At 62.8% G+C, this 16,448-nt stretch carries 15 protein-coding genes; 6 read left to right on the top strand and 9 right to left on the bottom strand.

Translation table 11 applies throughout. The features are described from left to right. Positions 1-183 precede the first annotated feature (183 nt). From ABC383_RS24020 to ABC383_RS24030, 3 genes are all read right to left on the bottom strand, one after another. Entirely contained in the window at positions 184-1,545 is a 1,362-nt protein-coding gene (locus ABC383_RS24020; RefSeq protein ID WP_413018476.1) for a family 1 glycosylhydrolase, read from the bottom strand. Positions 1,546-1,890: 345 nt separating this feature from the next. After that, a complete protein-coding gene (locus tag ABC383_RS24025) occupies positions 1,891-2,196 on the bottom strand; it encodes a hypothetical protein (RefSeq protein WP_413017939.1) in 306 nt (101 codons plus the stop codon). An 83-nt stretch (positions 2,197-2,279) separates the two neighbouring features. Beyond that, complete coding sequence (locus ABC383_RS24030) at positions 2,280-3,140, bottom strand: alpha/beta fold hydrolase (protein WP_413017940.1); 861 nt, start codon at positions 3,138-3,140, stop codon at positions 2,280-2,282. Between the two features lie 89 nt (positions 3,141-3,229). Between ABC383_RS24030 and ABC383_RS24035 the strand changes: the two genes are divergently transcribed. From ABC383_RS24035 to ABC383_RS24045, 3 genes are all read left to right on the top strand, one after another. Continuing rightward, a complete protein-coding gene (locus ABC383_RS24035) occupies positions 3,230-4,081 on the top strand; it encodes a LysR substrate-binding domain-containing protein (RefSeq protein WP_413017942.1) in 852 nt (283 codons plus the stop codon). Between the two features lie 163 nt (positions 4,082-4,244). After that, a complete protein-coding gene (locus ABC383_RS24040; RefSeq protein WP_413017944.1) occupies positions 4,245-5,171 on the top strand; it encodes a DUF72 domain-containing protein in 927 nt (308 codons plus the stop codon). A 192-nt stretch (positions 5,172-5,363) separates the two neighbouring features. Then, complete coding sequence (locus ABC383_RS24045; protein WP_413017946.1) at positions 5,364-5,807, top strand: YjjA family protein; 444 nt, start codon at positions 5,364-5,366, stop codon at positions 5,805-5,807. Positions 5,808-5,913: 106 nt separating this feature from the next. On the opposite strand, the gene ABC383_RS24050 is transcribed toward ABC383_RS24045, so the two are convergent. Both ABC383_RS24050 and ABC383_RS24055 read right to left on the bottom strand, forming a co-directional pair. Beyond that, positions 5,914-6,906, bottom strand: coding sequence for a Bug family tripartite tricarboxylate transporter substrate binding protein (locus ABC383_RS24050; RefSeq protein WP_413017948.1), 993 nt, complete (start codon positions 6,904-6,906; stop codon positions 5,914-5,916). A gap of 289 nt (positions 6,907-7,195) precedes the next feature. Next, positions 7,196-8,098 carry a LysR substrate-binding domain-containing protein gene (locus ABC383_RS24055; protein WP_413017950.1) on the bottom strand — a complete coding sequence of 301 codons (903 nt, stop codon included), beginning with the start codon at positions 8,096-8,098 and terminating at the stop codon, positions 7,196-7,198. A gap of 80 nt (positions 8,099-8,178) precedes the next feature. Here ABC383_RS24055 and ABC383_RS24060 point away from each other — a divergent pair, with 80 nt between their 5' ends. Then, complete coding sequence (locus tag ABC383_RS24060; protein ID WP_413017952.1) at positions 8,179-8,601, top strand: hypothetical protein; 423 nt, start codon at positions 8,179-8,181, stop codon at positions 8,599-8,601. 124 nt (positions 8,602-8,725) lie between these two features. On the opposite strand, the gene ABC383_RS24065 is transcribed toward ABC383_RS24060, so the two are convergent. After that, positions 8,726-9,457, bottom strand: coding sequence for a GntR family transcriptional regulator (locus tag ABC383_RS24065; RefSeq protein WP_459564718.1), 732 nt, complete (start codon positions 9,455-9,457; stop codon positions 8,726-8,728). Between the two features lie 176 nt (positions 9,458-9,633). On the opposite strand from ABC383_RS24065, the gene ABC383_RS24070 reads away from it, so the two are divergent. Next, complete coding sequence (locus ABC383_RS24070; RefSeq protein WP_413017954.1) at positions 9,634-11,391, top strand: IlvD/Edd family dehydratase; 1,758 nt, start codon at positions 9,634-9,636, stop codon at positions 11,389-11,391. 49 nt (positions 11,392-11,440) lie between these two features. Here ABC383_RS24070 and ABC383_RS24075 read toward each other — a convergent pair whose 3' ends face one another. Continuing rightward, a complete protein-coding gene (locus tag ABC383_RS24075; RefSeq protein WP_413017956.1) occupies positions 11,441-12,445 on the bottom strand; it encodes a Bug family tripartite tricarboxylate transporter substrate binding protein in 1,005 nt (334 codons plus the stop codon). 472 nt (positions 12,446-12,917) lie between these two features. On the opposite strand from ABC383_RS24075, the gene ABC383_RS24080 reads away from it, so the two are divergent. Continuing rightward, positions 12,918-14,066 carry an MFS transporter gene (locus ABC383_RS24080; protein WP_413017958.1) on the top strand — a complete coding sequence of 383 codons (1,149 nt, stop codon included), beginning with the start codon at positions 12,918-12,920 and terminating at the stop codon, positions 14,064-14,066. Between the two features lie 63 nt (positions 14,067-14,129). Here the strand turns inward: ABC383_RS24080 and ABC383_RS24085 are convergent, their stop codons facing one another. Together ABC383_RS24085 and ABC383_RS24090 are read right to left on the bottom strand one after the other, a co-directional pair. After that, positions 14,130-15,299 (bottom strand): alpha-hydroxy acid oxidase, encoded by a 1,170-nt coding sequence (locus ABC383_RS24085; RefSeq protein WP_413018480.1) that lies wholly within the window; start codon positions 15,297-15,299, stop codon positions 14,130-14,132. Positions 15,300-15,382: 83 nt separating this feature from the next. Continuing rightward, complete coding sequence (locus ABC383_RS24090; protein WP_413017960.1) at positions 15,383-16,378, bottom strand: Bug family tripartite tricarboxylate transporter substrate binding protein; 996 nt, start codon at positions 16,376-16,378, stop codon at positions 15,383-15,385. Between the last annotated feature and the right edge of the window lie 70 nt (positions 16,379-16,448).

Genomic DNA, 16,448 nt, shown 5'->3' on the forward strand with positions numbered 1-16,448 from the left:
CCATGGTTATGGCAAGGCCGCATGCCCTGACCCAGCGGCTTGCGCAAAGCTCCTCGCGCTTCAGGCAGCCATGCTTGTACAGCGCATCAAGCACGTTGCTGGTGCTTGCCCGGCATCTCATCCCGCCGTCGGACCGCGCCCAGCCCGCTTGATGTATCTGCCCTGCCTGCTTGTGCGGATCAGCTAGGTGTTCGACGGCGCAGCAGTCGCTTCGTTGCCGCCCTTGCGGCTGCGGCGCGCGCTTCGCCAGGCATCGCCGCTGCCGGCGGGCATCTCGATGGGTATGCGAAGGCAGACGCTCTGTGTAGGCAGCACTTCCCGCCAGTTTGCGATCAGTTCGCGGTAGGCCCGGCCCACTGCGCGAATATTCCGGTCCAGGTCGTAGAGTCCCAGTGGATTGACATTGCCACGGTCCGTGCGCAGTGCGCTGTCCCAATCCACCTGGTCCGTCAGCGAATACCAGGTAAAGCCGAGGATCGGCACGCCGGCATTGCGCACCCGCAGCACGTTGGCCCATTCCTTCCAAAGCCAGGTTACAGCCTCGTCGCCTCGCGGGCCTTCGGCGATATTGGTCTCGGTATGCATCACGGGTAATTGATAGCGGCCGTAGTACATGTTTGTGATTGTGGAATAGCCAAAGATTTCTCCGGACGCGCAGATATCGCCGCCGGCTGTGACCCTGTGCTCATTCGCCACGTAATAGTCGGTGCCCATGATGCAGTGATGCTTCAGGTGATTTTCCAGGAAGAAGTGGTATTCGTCGCGCGTCATGCCATTGTCGAGCAGATATTCATACATCTCGGAATCGACACGTCGGCCGTAGTTCAGGTCGAGCGACAGGAAGCGGCGCGCATTCAGTTTTTCGGCGTGGCCAATTGCCGCGGGCTGTTCTGCATGGAAGTATTCTGAAGACTCGCTCTGGATAAAGATCGCGTCCGGACGGTGCTGCAGGATCGCGCGCATTGCCAGGATGTTGGCTTTCACCAGATGCTTCAATGCCGTGACAAAGGCTGCGTCCGAATGCAATTGCTCGTTCCACCAGCCGTACAGCGCCGAGAAGCGGGCACAGATATAGATTTCATTGACCGGGGTATACAGTTGCAGCCAGGGATAACGCAGCGCGAATGCCGAAGCATAGCGGCCAAACTGTTCGGGAAAGTCAGGATTCTGGAAATTGCCCAGCCAGTCTGGCATGCCAAAATGGCATAAATCGACGATGGGCACGATGCCCTCTTCCTTCAGCCGCGCGAACGCGGCGTCGGCAAAGCCCCAGTCGTAGCGATCCGGGCCCAGCCAGGCGCGGTGGAGCGGCACACCGTATCGCAGAAACTGGATGCCCATATCCCGAACCAGTTCGAAGTCAATTTGCCATGAGCGATAGTGTCCGCATTTCTCCATCTCATCGACCCGTACCCGACCGTTCTGGATCGTAGGATCGCTGTTTTCAATCCCTGTGACAAAAAGAAACCCCGGAATGACGTCTGCGTGGAAGGCACCTTCTTTCGCCTTGACGTCGCTGTTGCTTGTAGATTGGGCTTTGCTCATGATCACGAACCCCGCAGTTCTGCTGCCGTCAGAATATATGTTCGGCCAAATTCTTTCAAGAATTTGGCTTCGGGAATGAGACTGACCTTACATTCCTCGATCTTGACAGCATTAATCGACGTAGTCCGTTCCAATAGCCACCGGGCAGAGCGGGTGAATGTTTTTGTACCGCTGGCTGTATCAGATTGTGGGTTTCGCATCCATGGCGTTGGCAGTTGCATTTATGCTTCGCCAGGCCTGGGCCTTGGGCGCGTGTTTCAGGCACAGCACGATCTTGTCGGGACCACAGTCAATCCACTTGAGATGACCTGGGCAACGACCTGCTGCAACATGCACAGGACCAGACTACATGGAGAGGAAGAACAGCACCGGCGGCACAACGATGGCAGCGCAGGCCAGGATTTGCCAGACCAGGGAAACACCAAGTGCCCTCAGTAGCGAAAGTGCGCCGAGCACGCCGAGGGTAAACAGGATGCCCGCCATGAGCCATGCCGGCGTGCCGGTCACCGATGTGGTTGCGCGGCCGTACCGATGCACCTGGTGCTGAAATCCTCCCGATAGCAGGATCAGCCAGCCCCCCGACATGCCGAGCACGGCGAGAGCCGCAATTGCGCAACGGGCAGGGAGAGAAAGCGGCGCGTGAGACGTCATGGTGGTTAACTGCCTATGTTTCCGTTGGATCGGCACCGGGCACGATGACCTGGAAGGCCATGCCAGCCTGCCCTGCGGGTTGGTCAGTCAGACCCTTCCAGGAGGAAGGCATGCACCAGCCGGTTGAACGCCGCGGGATGCGTCACAGTCATGCCATGCGAAGCACCGGCTACGGTCTGCTTGTCCGCATGCTCAATCCAGTTGGCCAGGCTGTCCACATTGTTGCGATACATGCGCGGACTCTTTTCGCCTTGGACCAGCAGTGTGCGGCATTGCACCTCGGCTGCGCCGGCGCGGGAATAGGCCGGCAGCGCATCGCGAAACTGCTTGGGCAGGGTGAGGGCATTATCGATGGCCATCGTACGGAAACTGGAAGGGCTTTTGCGCCAGTAGCCTGGCATGCTGACCGAGTCGACGAACATCTCGAGCCCGGCGTCGATATCGCCGGCGTCGATCAGCGCGGCAACCCTGGCGCGCAATGCCTGGGTTGCAGGCGGCAGTGTGGCTTGCGACGTTCCTTCGACCTGCAGCGGCCCGCCCGGATCAGCCAGCGTCAGGGTTTTGACGAGATGCGGATAAGCGCGCGCCAGCTGGAAAGCAACGCAGCCGCCACGTGAGTGCCCCGCCAGGTGGACTGGCCCGATACCCATCGCATCGATGAACTCGGCAAGCTCCGACACGTGGGATTGCCATCCGAACTCGCTGTTGATGGTGGCATCGTTGCCCGGCCAGTAATGGCTGAGGCTGACGGACACACACAGGAAAGTGCGGGACAGGACACTGGTCTGGCTGTTCCAGTAGCGGTAATCGCAAAGCGAGCCATGAACGAAAACCAGCGGCTCCCCTGCGCCGCAGATTGCATAGGGCATGCCGGCGCCGGACGGCAGCCTGGCGAAGAACGGCTGGGTTGCGGCAAGGACTGACGGGTCGGTTCTGGCATTCATGGATAAGCTCCTTTCCAGCACTATGCATGATGCAGACCTCCAAGAAAATCGCGTAATATTGATCGCATCCATCAATTTTTCTGATACCTATGAAAACTCTCGATCTGGATGTGATGACGATGATCGTGGCCGTCGCGGATACGGGCAACATCAGCCGCGCCGCGGAAGTTGTCCATCGCTCGCAGTCCGCAGTGAGCATGCAGATCAGGACGCTGGAAGCCGCGCTCGGCAAGCCGCTTTTCGTGCGCAGGCCGCGTGGCGTGAGCCTCACGCAGGATGGCGAGGTGCTGCTGTCCTTCGCGCGGCGCATGCTCGCGCTGCGCGATGAAGCCTGGGCGGCAGTCGTGCGCCCGGACGTTACCGGCCGCGTGGTGATCGGCGTGCCGGATGACTACGCCTCCTCCCTGCTGCCCTCGATCCTGAAGAAATTTTCCGCGACCTATCCCAGGGTCGAGATTCAGGTTGTAGGGTTGCCTAGCGTGGCGCTCGCGCCCATGGTCAAGGATGGGTCGGTGGACCTGGTCTGCGCGACGCGGGTGAAGGGCCTGTCGGGAGAATTCATCCGGTTCGAGCCCATGGTGTGGGCGGCAGCGCCGAGCGCGCCCGAGATCTGGCGGGAAAGGCCGTTGCCGATCGCCGTTTTTCTGCCGGGCAGCGTGGCGAGGGAGAATGCGATCCGCAGCCTGGAGCGGGCCGGCATCCCTTACCGCACCTCCTTCGAAAGCCCCAGCCTGATGGGACTGCTTAGCATGGTGGAAGCGGGCCTCGCGGTGGCGCCGCTGGCACGGTGTGCGGTCCCTCCCCACTTCAGCCTGCTTGGCCAGGCGCAGGGACTGCCGGAGATCGCCGCGCTGGAAGTGATTCTTGCGCGGAGCGCCAAGTCGAAGCGGCCGCCATGTGACTTCCTTGCCGAAAAGATCATGTCGGAACTGCGGCGTTAGCGAAAGATGGAGCGTATCTGTACTGCTTTCCCATGACAGCCGGCTGAACATTCCTGCTGCGGCGCTGGCTGCTGCCACCGCCATGGGATGTGTCAGCCAGCTGGCAGCAGTACTTCTGAACACGGCAGGATCCTGACGCCTGCAATCATCAGCATGAGGACTTATGCGTCGAGCCAGCACTGATAAGGCAACCCCGGAGGCGCTTGCGGCCGCAAAAGAGGAACGGCGGCGCAAGCGCGAAGAGCGGCGTGCGAAGCAGCGCACAGCGAACGTCGGCCGAGCCGAGAAAATGCACAAGCTCCGCATTGAAAGGGAGAAAGCCGGCGGGCCGCAAATCATGCAGGACCTTTCCGCCGAAGAAGTCGACGCAACCGCATATCACATTGGCTGCTCGGGATGGTTTTACTGGCGCTGGCGTGGCGACTTCTATCCGGACGGATTACCGACCAGCGAATGGTTTCCCCATTACGCTTCCCACTTCGAGACAGTGGAGATCAATGCATCCTTCTATTCGTGGCCGACCGAAGCGACTGTAAAAACCTGGATCAGGCAGGCTGAGGGAAAGCAGTTTGTCTACACGGTCAAAGTGTGTGAACTGATCACCCACATAAAGCGCTTCGAGGGAACAAAGACCCTGGTGAAGGACTTTGGGCTGATCGCCGATCTGCTGGGGCCCCGGATGGGATGCTTTCTTTTCCAGCTTCCGCCCAGCATTCGCTACACTGCCGCCGGCCTGAAAAAAATCCTGAGTCAGCTCGATCATGCAAGGCGCAACGTAGTGGAGTTTCGCCATGCCAGCTGGTGGAACGACGAGGTCTATGCTCCGTTCCGCGAGACTGGCACAATTTTCTGTTCCTGCAGCGGTCCCCGCTTGCCGGATCAACTGGTAAAGACCGCCGACGATATCTACCTGCGCTTCCACGGGCCCAAGCAATGGTATCGGCACGATTACTCGGAGGCGGAATTGCGCGTATGGTCGAACCGCATCCAGGAGAGCGGTGCCAAACGGGTCTGGGCCTACTTCAACAATGACTACGAGGGCTACGCCACGAAAAATGCCCGGTTGTTATCCTCATTGCTCGGCGCATGAACAATTTTGCCGATAGCTCAGCAAAGCCTCGGCACCAAGCCGGGATTCCTCGATGCATATTGCCGGCGATCTGCATGCAAAATGTCAATCGCCGGGGTGTGGTACCCATACATTGGCTGCGCAAGCGGCGTCCTTCACCTGCCGGTCGATAGGCATATAGTGGTGGAGTCTATCTACCCCGAAGGAGCCGACATGAATGCACGTCATTACCTCGCTGCGGCAGCCGCCGTCCTGGCCGCGACGATCCTGCCCGCCACCTTAGCCCATGCGCAGCTTGGCGACCTGCTCAAGCAGGGCCAGTCTGCCGGATCGTCCGGCGGCGGCCTGGCAGACCTGGGCGGCGCGCTGTCCGGCAAATCCATGATGTCCGGCAGCACCGGCAATGTCGCGGGCGTGCTGCAGTTCTGCATCAAGAACAACTATCTGGATGGCAATGCCGCTTCGTCGGTCAAGGACAGACTGATGGGCAAGCTGTCAGGGAAGCCTTCTTCCGACAAAGGCTACAACGACGGTGAAAAGGGCATCCTGAGCAGCAGCGACGGCAAGAAGCTGGACCTGAGCGGCGGCGGCCTGAAGGCCAAGGTGACGAGGCAGGTGTGCGACCAGATCCTCGCGCAAGGCAAGTCCCTTTTATAAGCAGGCAAGGAGAAAAGGTGACGCCCGCGATTGTTTCTTCGACGGAGCGTCCCGGCGTGCGGGTACGCTTGTGTCACCTCACATGCACTCTCCTGCTTTCCTGCCCTTACTCGGCGCTGATTTTGGCGTCGGCTACAAACTTGCCCCAGGTCTGGAATTCCCTGCTGGTGTAGTCGGCCAATTCCTGCGGATTCATGTACACGGCATAAGCGCCCTGCGCTTCCGCCTTGCTCTTGAATTCGGCGGTCTGCATGATTTTACTGATCTCGGAAGACAGCTTGTCTATCACGGGCTTGGGCGTGCCCGCCGGCGCATACACGGCAAACCAGGAACTGGCATCCAGTTTCTCGAATCCCTTGACCTTCGAAGTGGGCGGCACGTCGGGCAGGCTAGGCAGTGCCGTACTGCCCGTGACCGCAAGCGCCCGGAGCTTTCCGGCCTTGATGTGGCCAAGCAGCGGCGGCGCCGTGGTAAAGGTCATGTCGACATTGCCGCCCAACAGGTCCGTGAGGGCCGGACCCGTCCCCTTGTAGGGAACGTGCGCAATGTCGATGCCGGCAAGTTGCTTGATCATCTCGCCTGTGACGTGCTGGAGGGAACCGTTTCCGGACGATGCGTAATTGAGCTTTCCGGGATTCGCCTTGGCATAGCTGCTCAGTTCGGCCAGGGTCTTGACCGGCAGGTCCGGGCGGACGACGACGACCTGCGGCGCGACGATCAGGTTGGCCACTGGCGCAAAATCCTTGATCGGGTCAAAGGAACCCTTCATCAGGTGCGGCGTAATGACCTGGTAACCGGAATATTGGACCAGCAGCGTATGCCCGTCCGGCTTGGCGCGCTTCACCGCCGCGGCCGCGATGGCGCCTGAGCCGCCCGGACGATTGTCGACAATCACCGATTTTCCCAGGGCTTTCGACAAGGGATCGGAAATCATCCGCGCTGCGATGTCGGTGGTGCCGCCTGCTGCCGCCGATACGATGAGCGTGACTGTCTGGCTTGGGAACGTGCCATCCTGCGCATGCACGCTGGCGTTGGCGAAAGCCGTTCCGAGCAGGACAAGTCCGCCGGCGCGCGTCAGCCGGAAGGAAAGGGATTTCATGGTGTCTCCTTATGGATTGTTTTCATGCTTCTCTTGTGGGCTGTTTCGCCGGGGCCTTCCGCTCTGGCGAAACCATGGTTCGAATTCAATGCCGGAACATGCCCGGCCTCGGCGGGCAGGACGGCCTACAATGCATCAGACCCAGCAGCCGCCAAGGCGAACAGGCACGCCCTTATTGGCGCATAGCCCTATTTTGGCGCTCGACTGGTGATGACAGAAGCGCAAAGCAAAGAAGCCAGCTTTCACGGTCCGCGAAAGCTGGCTTACCCGGGCATACGGGGGCGACCGGTCAACTGGCCGGCGCGCTCGCCAGATGCTCGAGCAGCAGGCGGGCATGGCGCGAGACGGCCTTGGTGTCGCGAAGGCCGATCAGAAGCCGGCGCTGAGCCCAGGCATCCTTGAGCCTGATCTGGCGCAGGTGGAGCGAACTGACCAGTTCATGCACGGCATCGGAAGGCAGCACCGCGATGCCCATTCCGGCGCTGACCATCTTGCACATGGCATCGAAGCTGCGCACGCGGATGCGCAGCTTGAGGTTGCGGCCTAACGCATCGGTTTCAGCCTGCAAGCGGTCTGCCAGTGACGTGCCCTTTGGCAGGCTGACGAAGTCATAGTCAAGCACCTCCTCGAAAAAGACCGAGCGCCTGCCGGACAGCGCGTGGCCTCCGGGGACGATCAGGCTCAAGCGGTCTTTTCGGTACTCCACCTGATGCAAGCCCAGCGCCGGGGTGCGGTCGGCGAAGATGCCCAGATCCGCGCGGCCGTCCAGCACCGCCATGACGATTTCCCTGCTGTCTCCTTCCGCCAGTTCGATGCGAATGCCGGGGTTCGCGGCGCTGAAAGCGGCAAGATCCTGCGGCAGGAACTGCGTCACGGCGGAGGTATTGGCCCAGAGACGGACCACGCCCACAAGGCCGGATGCGTAGTCGGAGAGATCGGCCGTCAGCAGGTCGACCTCGCTCAGGATGCGCTGCGCATGGGAATGCAGTGCGTGACCGGCTACGGTTAACGTGACTCCGCGCGAATGTCGTTCAAAAAGAGCGGTGCCTATCGCGGCTTCCAGATCGGATATGCGCTTGCTGGCGGCGCCCACTGCAAGATGCGAAAGCGCGGCGCCCCTGGTAATGCTTCCGGTTCGAGCGATCAACGCAAACAAGGACAGGGACACCAGGTCGAGGCGATAAGGATTCATTTTTGCAACGTTGGCTTGGTATGCCGGCATTCTCCGCCGGCACACGGTGCATTTACAAGCGCAGCGGCGAGCAAGAACGCATGCATAAGCCGGTCAGACGCTGCCCGCTTCCCGACGGAGTTGATTATTCCCGGAACGCTCGCATCTACTGCATTCAAACGGAATCATCGAAAGGGCACTTTTTCGCCATGTTCAAGAACTCCAAGGGCGGCTCTACCTTCAAGAGCGGCAAGGTTTCATCCGGCGCAAGCGAAAAGAAAGAAGTGTTGGAATCGCTGGGCTATGCGTTTGACAGCATCACCAAGAAATCCGGCTGGAACTGGGTCGCGCCCAATGCCAGCTCCATAGACAATCACCCCACTGAAGCCGAGGCAATCGCGGATGCATGGCGCGATGCCGGCGAGCGCACCTGCTCGACGATGGATATACCTGGCGACACCTGGGAAAGGATGAGTGTCAAGGAGCAGGCCGAACTGCTGCGTGAAGCATTGTCTGGGCAGTAGGCTTGCCGCAACGGCGTTCTCATCCCGCTTCGCATGCCTTGAGTCGACGTTCTATTAGTCGATGCGCCATGTCCGTGTCTTCACCTCGGCTTTGCTCGGGCCAAGCTAAACGATGCCGCGGGCTTCAGGCAGCATCCTCGGCTAGTCGTCCGAGCCGCTTCAGGTTGGCCAGATAAGTGTCCCGCGATGGCCGCAGATGGCTCGCGCACAGCGCCAGCAGTCGCTCCTGGTCGCCGACGCGAAGGGCTTCGATGATGGCGACATGGTCCTGCCGCGCCTGCTCCAGAAACTCGGGCGCCACCAGCGTCGACAGCCTGACCGGATAGGTCCGACGCGCGTATTCCGCAATGGCCTCGATCAGGGTGTCGTTGCCGGACAGCGAATGCAGTGCGGCATGGAATGCCAGGTTGGCGCGGAACACCTCACGCGGGTCGCCTGCCCTGACGGCGGCGTCGTGCATGCGCTGGATGGCTACCAGCGGCGCCAGTCTTGCCCGCGGCACCGGCAGCGTGATCAGCCTGGCCGAACTTGTTTCGAGAATCTCGCGCAGCGCATAGATCTCGGTCACTTCCTTGGGCGTGAGCGCGCGCACCTGCGCGCCGCTGTTCTTCTTGCGCTGGACCAGCCCCTGCTTTTCCATATGGGCCAGTGCCTGCCGCACTACATGGCGCTTGTAGCCGAAACGCGCCATCAGCTCGTCTTCCACCAGACGTTCTCGCGGATGCAGCACGCCCAGCACGATTTCCTCTTCCAGCACGCTGCTCATATGCCGCATTGCAAGGTCTGCATTGCGCACCTCGCCGTCATCCTTGGCGACGGCCTTGACTGCCGGGATTTTGGAGGATCTGGCGCTCATGGAATTGTCCTTGTCGGCGAACCGACGCTGTGTCTAAACGGCGCCTATCTTCTCAGAAACGGCGCCTTGCCGGAACTGGCCCGCTTCGGCGGGGCCGAGATAAGCCTTGCAGCCCTATCCCATCAGCCTTATTATGCCCGACGATTATTGATAATCTTATTGAAGGGGAAATCAGCATGTCAAGCGAGAAGAAGGACGAACAGGCCGCCGGAATCAGGAAGGGCCTTACCAGCTACGGCGACAGTGGCTTCTCGCTGTTCTTGCGCAAGGCCTTCATCAAGGGCGCTGGCTATACCGACAATGCGCTCGACCGCCCCGTGATCGGCATCGCCAACACCGGCAGCGCCTACAACCCCTGCCACGGCAATGCGCCGCAACTGATCGAAGCGGTCAAGCGCGGCATCATGCTGGCCGGCGGCCTGCCGATGGACTTTCCGACCATCTCCATCCACGAAAGCTTTTCCGCGCCGACCTCGATGTACCTGCGCAATCTGATGTCGATGGATACCGAGGAAATGATCCGGGCCCAGCCGATGGACGCCGTGGTGCTGATCGGCGGCTGCGACAAGACCGTGCCGGCGCAGCTGATGGGCGCGGCCTCGGCCGGCGTGCCGGCCATCCAGCTCGTCACGGGCGCGATGCTGACCGGCGCCCACCGCGGCGAACGGGTGGGCGCCTGCACCGACTGCCGGCGCTATTGGGGCAAGTACCGTGCCGAGGAAATCGATGACCAGGAAATCTCGGAAGTCAACAATGTGCTGGTGGCCAGCGTCGGCACCTGCTCGGTGATGGGCACCGCCAGCACCATGGCCTGCGTCACCGAGGCGCTGGGCATGATGGTGCCGGGCGGCGCGTCGCCGCCGGCCGTCACCGCTGACCGCATCCGCATTGCCGAGGAGACCGGCGCCACCGCGGTGGCCATGGCCCGGGCTGGCCTGACGCCGGACAAGATCATGACCGGCAAGGCTTTCGAGAACGCGTTGCGGGTGCTGCTGGCCATCGGCGGCTCGACCAACGGCATCATCCACCTGACCGCGGCGGCGGGCCGGCTGGGCATCGATATCGACCTTGAGCAGCTCGACGCGATCGGCCGCGAAACGCCTGTGCTGATCGACCTCAAGCCTTCGGGCCAGTACTACATGGAAGACCTGCACAAGGCTGGCGGCGTGCATGCGCTGCTGCGTGAATTGAAGCCCCTGCTGCACCTGGATGCATTGACCGTCACCGGCCGCACCCTGGGCGAGGAAATGGAGCGCGCTCCCGCCGCGTTTGCGCAAAGCGTGGTGCGGCCATTCAATGATCCGATCTACCCGCAGGGCGGCATCGCGGTATTGCGCGGCAACCTCGCGCCGGGCGGCGCCATCATCAAGCAGTCGGCCGCCAATCCGGCCCTGATGGAGCATGAAGGCCGGGCCGTGGTGTTCGAGAACCTGGAAGACCTGGCAAACCGCATCGACGACGAAGAGCTCGACGTGGCGGCGGACGACGTGCTGGTGCTGAAGCATATCGGTCCCACCGGCGCGGCGATGCCGGAGGCCGGCTATCTTCCGATACCGAAAAAGCTGGCGCGCGCCGGCGTCAAGGACATGGTGCGCGTGTCGGACGGCCGCATGAGCGGCACCGCGGCCGGCACCATCGTGCTGCATGTGACGCCGGAGTCGGCGATCGGCGGGCCGCTGGCCCATGTCAGGAATGGCGACCGCATCCGCCTGTCGGTGGCGAACCGCGAAATCAGCCTGCTGGTATCGGAGGAAGAACTGGCGGCACGCATGCAGGCAGCGCCGGTAGCCCCGCCCACCGCCGGGCGCGGCTACAAGCAGTTGTTCCTGAAGACGGTAACCCAGGCCGACAAGGGCGTGGACTTCGACTTCCTGCGCGCCGAGGAGACGAAGGAAAGCATCCCGCGCAAGCCTGGCCAGAACGGCGCCGACTAGGCTGCACCCTGCCACTGCGCCATCGACGCCGGCGCAGTGGCAATGCCCGTCAGTCTCCGGTGATCTTCGCGTCCTGGATCACCGCAGCCCACATGCCGATTTCCTTGCGGATGCGTTCCGTCGTCTGCTGCGGCGTGGTGGACAGCGCGTAAGCGCCCTGCTGCAGCAACTGCTCCTTGACTTCAGGCACCTGCAGGATCTTCATCATCTCGCCATTGAGCCGCTCGACGATGTCCTTGGGCGTGCCTGCCGGCGCCAGCACGCCAAACATCGAGCTGACCGCGAAGTTGGGCAGGCCGGCTTCGCTGGCGGTAGGCACCTCGGGCAGCATGGAAATGCGCTCGGGCGTCGTCACCGCCAGCGCGCGCAGCTTGCCCGCCTTGATGAAGCCCTGCGCGGCAGGCACCGTCTCCACCATGGTCAGCACCTGGCCGCCGACAAGGTCGCTCATGGCCGGGCCGCTGCCCTTGTACGGCACATGCAACATGTCCACGCCGGCGGCACGCTTGAACAATTCGGCCGCCATGCGCTGCGGCGCACCGGCGCCGGACGACGCATAGGTCAGCTGGCCGGGCTTCGCCTTGGCATAGGCGATCAGTTCAGCGAGGTTGTTGACCGGGACCGATGGATTGACCACGAACACCAGCGGCACCGCGCCCACCATGCTGATCGGCGCAAAGTCCTTTTCCAGGTTGTAGTTGAGCGTCTTGCTCTCCAGCGTCTGCATGATCGAATGCGAGGTCAATGCGCCCATCAGCAGGGTGTAGCCGTCCGGCGCAGCCTTGGCCACCATGGCGGCGCCGATGTTGCCGCCGGCGCCGCCGCGGTTGTCGACAATGACCTGCTGCCCCAGCGCCGTGCTCATCCGTTGCGCGATGACCCGGCCGATGATGTCGGTCGCGCCGCCCGGCGGATAGGGCACCACCAGCTTGATGGGCTTGTCGGGGTAGCCCGCGGCCGCGGCGGTGCCGGGCAATGCCATGCCGAACGTCGTGGTCATGGCCAGCGCCGCCAGAGCGCCGTTGAAGGCCCTGCGCCTGAAATCACACTGCATGTTGTCTCCTCGTTTGTGGTGATTGCGTCGATCGCCCGACAGATCCGTCTCGGGTCATGAGCGACCATTTTTCTCGATATTATTATTGATAATCGTGTTGATACTATGCGAATGCATGGGACGGCGCAAGGCTTATGGTTGCCGCGGTGCGCGGCATGCGGCCGGACAGACCAGCTTGCCATCCCTGATGATCGGGGGCTGGCCGCATGGGCCTAGCAAGGCATTGCGGGCTGCGTGCGCGAGGCCGACCAGGCAGCATGAGCCCGCTGGCAAGCGGACGCGCCCCATCCGAAAGCCACGCCCGGCAAATTTCCCGTTATCGAAGCATATGGATCAACGGCGGGCCGACGCATGGCTTGCCGCTGCTTCCTGTCCCGGCCTTGCGCCGACGCGACCAGGCTGCACGCGGCGTTGAGCTTATGCCTTCCCATCTCCTATACTTCACCGGGTCCTCTTCATCGGTACCTCTGCCTTGAATCCACCCGTCCTGGTCATCATGATGGTGTTGACGCACGTGACCTTCACCGGTAACCGTGTTGCGCTTGCGCTCTGCGCCATCCAATCCCATGCCACGCCCTTGCAGGTGGGCTTCCTGATGAGCCTGCTGGCCATCATGCCCATGCTGCTGTCGGTGCATGCCGGTCGGTGGACCGACCGGGTCGGGGTGTTTCCGCCGATGTGCATTGCCCTTGGCTTGATGATCACGGGCGCGGCATTGCCGGCTCTCCGCGATGCGCTGGGCGCGCTGTATGCGGCCAGCATCCTGCTGGGGTCGGGTTTCATGCTTGCCCATGTATCGATCAACAATGCGATCGGCCATGCCAGCACGCCGGAAACGCGCACCAGCGCGTTCTCGCTCCTGGCGCTCGGCTTTTCCACGTCGACCCTGGCCGGCCCGATGATTGCCGGCTTCATGATCGACTACCAGGGCTTCACCGCCTGCTTCCTGCTGCTGGCGGCATTTTCCGTTGTCCCGGTGGCGCTGCTGCTTGGCTTTCATCAGGCCAGGCCGGTGACGGCCCCTGCCGGCACGCCGGCTGCCAAGCGGCATGTGATCGACCTGCTGCGGCATGTGCCGCTGCGCGCCGTGTTCGTGACCAGCGGCTTGCTCTCGATGGGCTGGGACCTGTTCACCTTCATGGTGCCAATCCAGGGCGCGCGCATCGGGCTTTCGGCAAGCACCATCGGCCTCATCATGGGTTCGTTCGGCGCGGGCACCTTCGTGGTCCGCCTGGCCATCCCCAGGGTGGCCCGCATGCTGTCGGCGTGGCACATCCTTGCAGCGGCGCTTGCAGTCACTTCACTGGTGTACCTGCTGTTTCCCTTGTTCAGCGCCGTGCCGGCGCTGCTTGCGCTCGCCTTCCTGCTCGGACTTGGCCTGGGGTGCGCCATGCCCATGGTCATGAGCCTCATTTATGTCGTGGCGCCCGAGGGAAGGACCGGCGAGGCCGTGGGCGTGCGCTCGACCCTGATCAATGCCAGCCAGACCGTCTTGCCTCTGCTGTTCGGCGCGCTGGGCGCAGTCACCGGCACCCTTCCGGTATTCTGGGCGCTGGCTATCCTGCTGGCGCTTGGCGGCATCTTTGCCAGCCGCCAGACGGCGCTCCAGCGGCAGCGCTAGCGATACGAACGGCAACGGCGGCCGGTCCCCGCCTGGTGCCGGCCTGCCCGTTTCCATCGACATTCATACCGATGCAACCAGCTGGTCCGCGGAGAGTTCGTCAAGCCGCACGATGCCAAGCATTGCCATGTCCCGCGACACTTCCTTGGACAGCAGTTCGATGGCATGCCGGACGCCTGCCTGGCCGCCCACGGCGGCGGCATAGCCGAATGGCCGTCCGACGAAGACCATCCTGGCGCCGAGCGCCAGCGCTTTCAGCACATCCGTGCCGCGCCGCACGCCGCCATCGAGCATTACCGGCAGGTCGCTGCACGCTGCGGCTATGCCGGGCAGGACCTGCAAGGGCGCCACGGCGCCGTCGAGCTGGCGGCCGCCATGGTTCGATACGATGATGCCGTCCGCGCCGGCATCGCGGGCCAGGCGCGCGTCATCCACATTGAGTATGCCCTTGATCACGAGCCTTCCCTTCCACAGCTGCCGGATCAATGCGAAATGCCGCCAGTTCAGGTGCCCGCGGTCAGAGAAGTCCCTGAGCACGGAGGACGACAGGATGGGCGCGCCGCGCTTGGCATAGTTGTTCTCGAAATGCGGCATGCCGTGCTGGGCCAGCGTGCGCAGGAAGGTGCCGAACAGCCATCGTGGCCGCACCAGGCCGTCCCACACCAGGCGCAGGCTCGGCCGCAGCGGCGCGGAAAAGCCCATGCGGACGAAGTTTTCATTGTTGGGCGGCACCTGCGTATCGACCGTGACCACGAGGGTTGAGAAGCCGGCCTTTTCCACGCGCTCGATCAAGGCCACGATGTTGGCTTCATCGCCCGGCAGGTAAGCCTGGAACCAGGCATCCGGGCACTGCGCCGCCACCTGCTCGAGCGGGATCAATGACGAGCCGCTCATGATCATCGGCACATTGGCCTGCGCCGCGGCAAGCGCCATCACGAGGTCGCCGCGATAGGCCGACAGTGCGCTCAGCCCCAGCGGCGCCAGGCCGAAAGGGGAAGCGTAGCTGCGACCGAACAGCGTGACTTCCTGGCTGCGTTGCGAGACATCGACCAGCACCCGCGGCAAAAACGCATGCCTGGCGAACGCCCCGCGGTTGCCTCGCAGCGATTGGCCGGTCTCGGCCGCACCCACCATGTAGCCAAACACCGGCCGCGGCAAATGCCTGGACGCCGCCCGTTCGAAGTCGTCAAGGCACAGCAGGCGACGCAGGCGCCGTGGCACCGGGGCTGGCATCGTGGCGGTGTTGCCTGCCGTTGCCCGCTTACGGCCCGGCAGGCCGTCGCCGTTCGTGGGACGCCCTGCTTGCGGCTGCCGCATCATTCCGGCTTGATCTGGGCGCTTTCCACCAGCTTCGCCCATTTCACGGTCTCGGTCTTCATGTAGGCACGGAACTGATCGGGGCTGCTTCCAACCACGGTGAGGCCCTGCGCCTGCAGCTTGGTCCTGGTGGCAGGATCGGCCAGGGTCTGCTTGATGGTTTCCTCCAGCCGGCCAACGACCGGTACGGGCGTGGCAGCAGGCGCGAATACGCCAAACCAGGTCAGCGCTTCGAATCCGGCCAGGCCGGATTCGGCAATGGTCGGGATGTCAGGCGCGGCCTCGCTGCGCTGAAGGCTGCTGACCGCAATCGCCCGCACCTTGCCGCTGCGGATATGCGGCAGCATCGTGGGCAGATTGCCGAACATCACAGGCACCTGGTTGCCCAGCACGTCGTTCAGGGCCAGCGCCTCGCCCTTGTAGGGCACATGGCCGAGCTTGACCCCGGCCATCTGGGCAAGCAGTTCGCTGGCGACGTGCTGCGGCCCGCCCTGGCCGGACGAGGCATACATCAGCCCGCCATTCTTGGACCTCGCCAGGTCGATGAATTCCTTGATGTTCTTTACCGGCACAGAAGGATGGGCAACCAGCACCAGCGGCACCGACGCCACCAGCGATATGGGCACGAAGTCCTGCAGCGGCTTGAAGGTCAGGTTGGGATACACGCTGGGCGCAACCAGCATGGTCGACTGGGTGCCAAGCAAGAGCGTGTAGCCATCGGGCGCCGCTTTGGCTGCCGCATCCGCGGCAATCGTGCCGGTGGCGCCGGGCTTGTTTTCGATGACGATGGACTGGCCGAGCTTTTGCGACAAGCCCTGCCCGAGCTGCCGGGCGACGTTGTCGACGGCGCCGCCAGCCGAAAAGCCCACCAGCAAGCGTACCGGCCTGGATGGATAGGCGTCGCTCGCCGATGCAACCGGGCCCAGGCAGCCCAGGCCGGCAATGGCCAATGTGACAAGAACGCTCCTGCGCTTGGTGCAGCGGGATTTCTTCATTACCAGGTCTCCAATCTTGTTATAAGTGGCAAGCCGCCGGGCGGCACGCTGGCCCGGCACGGCGCGCAAG

Source organism: Noviherbaspirillum phoenicis (assembly GCF_047237965.1).
Lineage (GTDB): Bacteria > Pseudomonadota > Gammaproteobacteria > Burkholderiales > Burkholderiaceae_D > Noviherbaspirillum_A.

What these genes read in the sequence shown, in the direction of transcription:
- ABC383_RS24020 (WP_413018476.1), bottom strand. Translation starts at nt 1,545, where the DNA reads ATGAGCAAAGCCCAATCTACAAGCAACAGCGACGTCAAGGCGAAAGAA.
- ABC383_RS24025 (WP_413017939.1), bottom strand. Translation starts at nt 2,196, where the DNA reads ATGACGTCTCACGCGCCGCTTTCTCTCCCTGCCCGTTGCGCAATTGCG.
- ABC383_RS24030 (WP_413017940.1), bottom strand. Translation starts at nt 3,140, where the DNA reads ATGAATGCCAGAACCGACCCGTCAGTCCTTGCCGCAACCCAGCCGTTC.
- ABC383_RS24035 (WP_413017942.1), top strand. Translation starts at nt 3,230, where the DNA reads ATGAAAACTCTCGATCTGGATGTGATGACGATGATCGTGGCCGTCGCG.
- ABC383_RS24040 (WP_413017944.1), top strand. Translation starts at nt 4,245, where the DNA reads ATGCGTCGAGCCAGCACTGATAAGGCAACCCCGGAGGCGCTTGCGGCC.
- ABC383_RS24045 (WP_413017946.1), top strand. Translation starts at nt 5,364, where the DNA reads ATGAATGCACGTCATTACCTCGCTGCGGCAGCCGCCGTCCTGGCCGCG.
- ABC383_RS24050 (WP_413017948.1), bottom strand. Translation starts at nt 6,906, where the DNA reads ATGAAATCCCTTTCCTTCCGGCTGACGCGCGCCGGCGGACTTGTCCTG.
- ABC383_RS24055 (WP_413017950.1), bottom strand. Translation starts at nt 8,098, where the DNA reads ATGAATCCTTATCGCCTCGACCTGGTGTCCCTGTCCTTGTTTGCGTTG.
- ABC383_RS24060 (WP_413017952.1), top strand. Translation starts at nt 8,179, where the DNA reads ATGCATAAGCCGGTCAGACGCTGCCCGCTTCCCGACGGAGTTGATTAT.
- ABC383_RS24065 (WP_459564718.1), bottom strand. Translation starts at nt 9,457, where the DNA reads ATGAGCGCCAGATCCTCCAAAATCCCGGCAGTCAAGGCCGTCGCCAAG.
- ABC383_RS24070 (WP_413017954.1), top strand. Translation starts at nt 9,634, where the DNA reads ATGTCAAGCGAGAAGAAGGACGAACAGGCCGCCGGAATCAGGAAGGGC.
- ABC383_RS24075 (WP_413017956.1), bottom strand. Translation starts at nt 12,445, where the DNA reads ATGCAGTGTGATTTCAGGCGCAGGGCCTTCAACGGCGCTCTGGCGGCG.
- ABC383_RS24085 (WP_413018480.1), bottom strand. Translation starts at nt 15,299, where the DNA reads ATGCCAGCCCCGGTGCCACGGCGCCTGCGTCGCCTGCTGTGCCTTGAC.
- ABC383_RS24090 (WP_413017960.1), bottom strand. Translation starts at nt 16,378, where the DNA reads ATGAAGAAATCCCGCTGCACCAAGCGCAGGAGCGTTCTTGTCACATTG.